Origin of the sequence: Streptomyces sp. ADMS (assembly GCF_033441795.1) — a bacterium.
In the GTDB taxonomy this organism is placed as follows: Bacteria; Actinomycetota; Actinomycetes; order Streptomycetales; family Streptomycetaceae; genus Streptomyces.
Window position 1 is genome coordinate 1 of record NZ_JAVFVX010000206.1, and the last position, 6,327, is coordinate 6,327.

At 69.9% G+C, this 6,327-nt stretch carries 3 protein-coding genes; 2 read left to right on the plus strand and 1 reads right to left on the minus strand.

Annotated elements, in window-relative coordinates; all coding sequences use genetic code 11:
- Positions 1 to 152: 152 nt before the first annotated feature.
- Positions 153 to 455: a hypothetical protein gene (locus tag RB628_RS38965; protein WP_318325387.1), complete on the plus strand. Its 303-nt coding sequence runs from the start codon at positions 153 to 155 to the stop codon at positions 453 to 455.
- Positions 456 to 577: 122 nt separating this feature from the next.
- On the opposite strand, the gene RB628_RS38970 is transcribed toward RB628_RS38965, so the two are convergent.
- Positions 578 to 5,134, minus strand: a complete 4,557-nt coding sequence (locus RB628_RS38970) for a DUF6531 domain-containing protein (RefSeq protein WP_318325388.1) — start codon at positions 5,132 to 5,134, stop codon at positions 578 to 580.
- Between the two features lie 91 nt (positions 5,135 to 5,225).
- Here RB628_RS38970 and RB628_RS38975 point away from each other — a divergent pair.
- On the plus strand, positions 5,226 to 6,327 hold a 1,102-nt coding region (locus RB628_RS38975; protein ID WP_318325389.1), incomplete at its 3' end, for a DUF6183 family protein.

Genomic DNA, 6,327 nt, shown 5'->3' on the forward strand with positions numbered 1-6,327 from the left:
CACCAGCCACATCAAGATCATCTCACCCGTGACCCGCAGTTACGGGACAGCCCTTTGACCAGTAGATCCGCCGTTGATTAGACACTCCCGTTCGACGATGCGCTTCAGAAGGGGCTCGACCTCATTGCTGAGATCAAGAAAGGCAAGCAGGAGTGAGTCGAGCCATCGCCGTGATCACGTCCTCGGCGGCGAAACGCCTTCAGACACTCGGTGCGGCCGCTCAGCAGGCTGTCGAAGAACTGCGACTGGAGCTGGAGGACAATCCCAAGCTCGGAGTCCGGCGTGGTTTGGTGCACGGTAACGGCGGCACAGTCGTCTACCGGACCCGGCTGGAACCACGCGAGGACATGCCGGGCCCGACCGTCGTGTACGCGTATGCGCCACAGCCGTATCCGCCCGCGGTCGCGATCATCACTGTCACCCCCGACGACGTGATCAACGAGTCGCAGGCCTGACAAGGCCTTCGCAGCAAGAAGGCGCCCTGTCCCCCTCCGCCCGTGGGCGGGTCGGACGGGGCACATCTGGGTGATCAGCTCTCGCTCGTCGGCCTTCGCAGAGCATCGCTTCTTGGGGCCCCTCACACCGGATAGGCCGTATGAATGTTGCCGTCCCGGATGACGACCTCGACGACACTCGTCTCCCGCCCGCTGCCGTTGATACCGACAGGGCTGCCGTGGTCGAAGCGGTGGAGGTGGGTGTTCTGGCCGGCTCGGGCTCGGGGGTTGGGGATGGCCGGGGTTCCGTCGACGCCCGCCATGAGGCGTCGGCCCAGTACGAAGTCCTCGCCGTCCCAGAGGAAGTCGTCGTAGAACTCACCCGGCAGTGAGGGTTCCGGGCCGGTGGGATCGGCTGACTCCCGTACCCGGTCCTGCGCGCCGGGGCCGTGCTGACCCTCGATGTGGTTCTCGCGGTCCGTGCTGATTCCGTGGTTGCTGCCTTCGCAGCTCACCAGACCCAAGGGGTCGGTGAAGCGGAGGGGGTTGGTGACGTATGCGTGGTGGTTCGGGGCGGGGGCCAGGCCCAAGGGGTCGGGGCTGATGTAGCGGGCGTTCTCGGGGTCGTAGTAGCGCCGGAAGTTGTAGCGCAGGCCGGTCTCGGCGTCGTGGTACTGGCCTGGGAAGCGGAGAGGGCAGTCGATCGGGCTGTCCGGATCGTTCCTCCCGGCGCCGAACGGTGTGCCCCACAAGGTGGTTCGGGCGCGCCACGCGACCCGGCCCTCCTCGTCGATCAGCTCGGTCGGGGTGCCGACCAGGTCGGTGACGATGGCGTAGAAACGGCGGTCGACCTCGTCCTGGTCGAGGTCGAGGCCGGGATTGATGCGGTTCTCGTCGAGCTGCAGCAGCGCGCGGTTGGTGCCGGGGGCCCATTCCCAGCTTCTCGTCGCGCCGTTGCCTGTCGCGTCGGCCTGTTCCGCCAGGTGTGAGCCGTCCCAGGTGAAGACGGTCTCCTCGATCACGCGGTGGCCGTCGTCGGACAGGAGTTGCTTGGCGACGCGTCGGCCCAGGCCGTCGTAGACGTACGCCCAGCAGCGCCCGTCCGGGGTGGTGACCTGCGTGAGGCGGTCCTCGGCGTCCCATGTGTATGTCCACTCCCGCGCGCCGCCGGACAGCAGTCTGCGCGACTGCCGGACGAGGCGTCCCTGGGCGTCGTGGACGTAGGTGATGTGGCCGGCCCGGCGCACGACCGTGCCGTCGTGGACGCGTTCTGCCTGCGGGCCCTCGGGGGTGTCGGCCTGGTTGACGTTGCCTGCCGCGTCGTAGGTGTAGCGCTCCGACCACCCGGTGGCAGAGACCGTCTCCACCCGGCCCAGACGGTCGTGGGTGAAGCGGCGGGTGCCGTAGGTCTGGTCCTCGATGGCGGTCAGGTTGCCGTCCTGGCCGTAGGAGTACGCGCGGTGCAGCAACCGTTCCGACCGTTCGTCGGACAGGCCCGCGCCCTGCGTGACCGTCTGGCCCGTCAGGCGGTGGCCCGCGTCCCACTCCTGGGACAATACGGCCGTCCCGCCGAGCCGCCGCTCGGTCTCGTGCCCGGAGGCCCCGTAGCCGAAGGACAGCGCGTTGCCCGCGAGTTGAACCTGTGTGGGGCGGTTGTTCGCATCCCACTCCCACCGGCTGACGGTGCCCGACGGTGTGCGTCGCTCCACCCGGCGGCCGAGGATGTCGTACGTCGTGTGCAGAGCGCGGCCGTTGCACTCCTCGGCGACGACACGACCGACCGCGTCCCGGGTGAGGGTGAGCACCGTGTCGGGGGTGACGGCCCCGACCAGCAGGCCGGCGGCGTCGTGGGTGAACGTCGTGACCGCGTCCCCGGAGTGCCGTTCGACGACCCGGTCGCAGGCGTCGCGCACGTAGGTGGTGATCTCGCCTGCGCCGTTGGTGCGGCTGGTCAGACGGCCCGCCGCGTCGTAGGAGTAGGAGACCGTACGGCCGTTGAAGTCGGTCTCGGCCACGAGCCGGCCCGCCGGGTCGTACGTGTACGACCACACCGCGCCCGACGCGCTCGTCACGGAGGTGAGGCGGAGTTCGGTGTCGTAGACGAAGCGCACAATCGAGCCGTCCGCGTCCGTGCGGGCGACGGGGCGGTCGAAGTGGGTGAAGGCGTGCGTGACGCTGCGGCCATCGGGGCCGGTATAGCGGACCGTGTTGCCTTCGCCGTCGTACGACCAGCTTTCGCTGCGCCCGTCGGGCATGGCCCGTTCGGCGGGGCGGCCCTCCACGGTCCAGGTCGTGCGCGTCCTCGCGCCGGTGGGGTCGACCGTCTCGGTGATGCGCCCGAAGGCGTCGCGAACGACGCGCGTGGTGCCGCCCAGCGGCGCCGTGGTGGAGGCGGGCAGGCCCAGCGGGCCCGGCTCGACCTCGTGGGCCGCTCCCAGGGCGTTGGTGACGGAGAGGAGGCCGCCGGACGCGTCGTAGGCGAACCTGGTGACCGTGCCATCGGGGGCCACCGTCGCCGTCGGGCGGCCCTGCTCGTCGTACGCGTACCCGCGTCGGCCGCCGGTCGGCAGGGTGATCGTCAGCGGGCGGTCGAAGGCGTCGTACTCGGCGGTGGTGGCCGTGCCGTCGGGCCGGAGCACCGAGGTGAGGTTGCCGCGGTCGTCGTAGGTGAAGCGGGAGGTGTGGCCGAGCGGGCCTGTTCGGGAGAGCAGTCGGTTGTACGGGTCCCACTCGGCGTACGTGGTGTTGCCGAGGGGGTCGGTCTGGGCGACCAGCTGACGGCGTTCGTTGTGCCGGTAGACGGTGGTGTGGCCCAGCGAGTCGGTGTAGCGCGTCTCTCGGGCCTCCGCGTCGTAGGCGATGGCGCAGGAGAGGTACCCGCCGGCGCCCTCCCCCCGTATACAGCGGTCCTGGTCGTCGTACGTGAAGCGGTACCAGGAGCCGTTGCGGTCGGTCCATGACGTGATGCGCGCACGCTCGTCGTAGGTGAGCCTGAGCGGAAGGCCGCTGGAGTTGCGGATCTCGGTGAGGTGCCCGTCGGGGCTGTATCCGTAGCGCAGCAGTGTCGTGCCGTCGGGGCCGTCCTCCTCGTTGCGCAGCCGCAGCCCGACGACGCGGCCGTCCTCGGTGTCGATGTGCAGGTGGCGGCCGGCGGAGTCGCGGACGGCGGTGGGGGAGCCGTTCTCGTCCCGGTCGAAGTCGATGCGCCGTCCGCTGCGGTCGGTCACCGCGGCCAGCGGGAGAACGAACGTGTCGTGGACGGCTGCGGCACTGCCGAGCGGGGCGAAGTGCCGGGTGTGACCCGTCGCGGGATCGGTGACGCGGATGGGGGCACCGGGTGCGCCGTCCCAGTCGAGCGGCCAGCGTGGACCCTCCAGCGGCAGGACCGACGTGCCGGGTGTGGGCACGGGGTAGATGAGGATCATGCCGTCGTCCGCCGCGAACACGGCGCCGTCGCTGTCCAGTTCGAGACGCTCGTCGAGCGTGGAGGCCCAGGACGGGCCGAACCAGCGCCCCCACTGGTAGGTCGAGAGGTGCGTGCGCCGCAGGACGAGTGGGAAGAGGCCGGGGAGCTCGACGTCGGTCTCCTCCATGAGCATCTCGCCGGAGATCATGTCGACCGGGTCACCGTTCTTGCAGCGCGTCTTGGCGGGCTTGCTCGCCCCCACCGCGTCGTCCGCTCCCCGGCGCAGCCCGCCCCTCAGTGCCGTGGCCATGCCCTTGAGCCCCGTCTTGCCGAGGCCCTTCATCCCCTTGGCGAGTTTGCCGAGTGACGTGATGCCCTTGCCGCCGGGTATGCAGTCGAGGGCGGCGAAGCCCACGTCCCACAGGGAGGCCTGGCCTTTCGCGTACTTGTTGAGAGTGTCGGCGAGGACCACGAGCGCGGCGATCAGGACGATCGCACCGAGGATCGGCCCGCCGATGATCATTGCGACGACGCCGACGACGGTGACGACGATTTTGCACACCGCGACGATGGTGTCCCAGTTGTCGGAGACCCAGTCGCCGATCTCCTCGTACCAACTGCGGTTCTGGATACCGGCGTCGGAGGCCTCGTCCAGCTTCCGCTTGGCGTCCCCAGCGGCCTCCTCGCGCATCCGCCGCGCGTCCTCGGCCATCTTCTTCGCCGCGTCCAGCGCGTTGGAGGCCGAGGTGACGTCCGACTGGGCCGAGGACCGCGCGGACTCGGCGTTCTGCGCGTCCCGGGTGGCCGCCCGCACCTTCGCCTCGTCGGGCTTTTCGACGCCCTTCCCGCCGGTCGGGTCGTCCTTGTACTTGTCGGCCTCCTTGGTCGCCCGGCTCATCCACGAATCGGCGGACGACAGACGGGACTTGGCGGACGAGAGATCGGCCTGCGCCTCCCGCCCCTTGGCGAGTGCCCTGTCCGCGAGCGCCTGGGCGCGCTCAAGCTGCGGCCAGTACCCCGCGAGCGCGTCCCCGGCCAGGTCGTAGGACTTCTTGAGCTTCTGCAGGTTTTTCGGAACGCTGGAGAACTCGTCCCGGAAGACATCGGCGGTCTTGCCCACCGACGTCAGAATGGCGTCTTCCCCCGCCATCCCCTTCACCAGCCGCAGTGCTTCCGAGACGTCGTCGGCGAAGTCGTGCAGGGTCCTCGCCAGCGACCGCACCCGGGTCGGGTCGCCCGGCGTCGGGTCCTTGTCCAGGTCGAGAACGTGCCAGTCCGTCGGCCGATATCCCACTTTCGTCCCCCGTCGCACTGCTTCACTCAAGTTCACTCAAGGCGCGTATGCCTCAGCAAAGTTACTCGATCCCTGCTCGTAGACTTCGGGCGTGAACGACAACGATGTGCCCCCCGGCGATGCTGCTTCCCGCCAGCTCCGCTGGGAGCGGTCCAGCCCGGCGGAGCTGAAGCAGTTGGCCGAGTCACGCCCGGCGGAACTGTACGAAGCGGCGCGGCAGTTGTGTCGCACGACGTTCGGTGCAGGGCCCGAGGAGCCCTCCGCAGCGCGGGTCGTAGGTCGGATCGCCGACGCCCTCGCCGACACGCGCTCCCGGGACTGTGCGAGGTTCGCCGTGGACATTGTGGGGCTACTGGTGCCGCTCGGGCCCGGGCGGCGGGAGGAAGTCGACCGGCTGCGGCGCTCGGTGGCCGAGAAGCTGGTCAGGACTCAGCAACCGCGTGATCTGGAAGCCCTGTTCGGGGAGCTGCCGGAGGGGCTCGATGACCCCGCGGTGGAGGTGCGGGCCTGCATCCTCGGCGAGCTCGCCGTGATCGGGGCGGGGCGTGGTCGGCCCGCCCCGGACGCTTACGCGGAGAGGCTGCGCGAGCTGGGGCACCCGCTGGCCCGGCTGCCGAGGACACGCCTGGACATCGAGCATCGGTTCGGGGTTCGCGTCCGGGGTCTCGGGTCCGTGAAGACCCCCGACCAACTGCGGTCCCGCTTCCCGGAGGTTCCCCCCACCGACAGTGGTGCGGCAGCCGGGCGTACGGCCGTTGAAAGCGCCGACGCCAGGCGCGCGGGGAGGGCTGCCCAGCCCTTCACCGTCAGTGGCTGGTCCCGCGAGCCCGAGGCGCGTTTCTTCACGCTGCCGAGCCCGCTCGATCCGGACGACTTCACCATCGCGTTCATCAGGGAACTGCCTCTGGAGTGTCTGGAGGGCGAGGGCACGCGCCGGGGCGGTGCCGTCACCTGCCTCACCGCGCCCGACGACGTGATCAACGAACTGTTCGCGGCAGCGCACAACGGCGGGGTGAACGGTCAGGGGCAAGGTGCCGCGTACGCTCGACTGCACGCCTGGAACAGTCTGTACGCGCTGATGGGGCTGCCCGACGGCATCCCGTTCATGGAGGCGGTACGGCACGCCGCCGACCACCGGTGGCTGCGTTTCATGGCGTTCACGGACTGGTTCCACCACGACACGGCGGACGTGG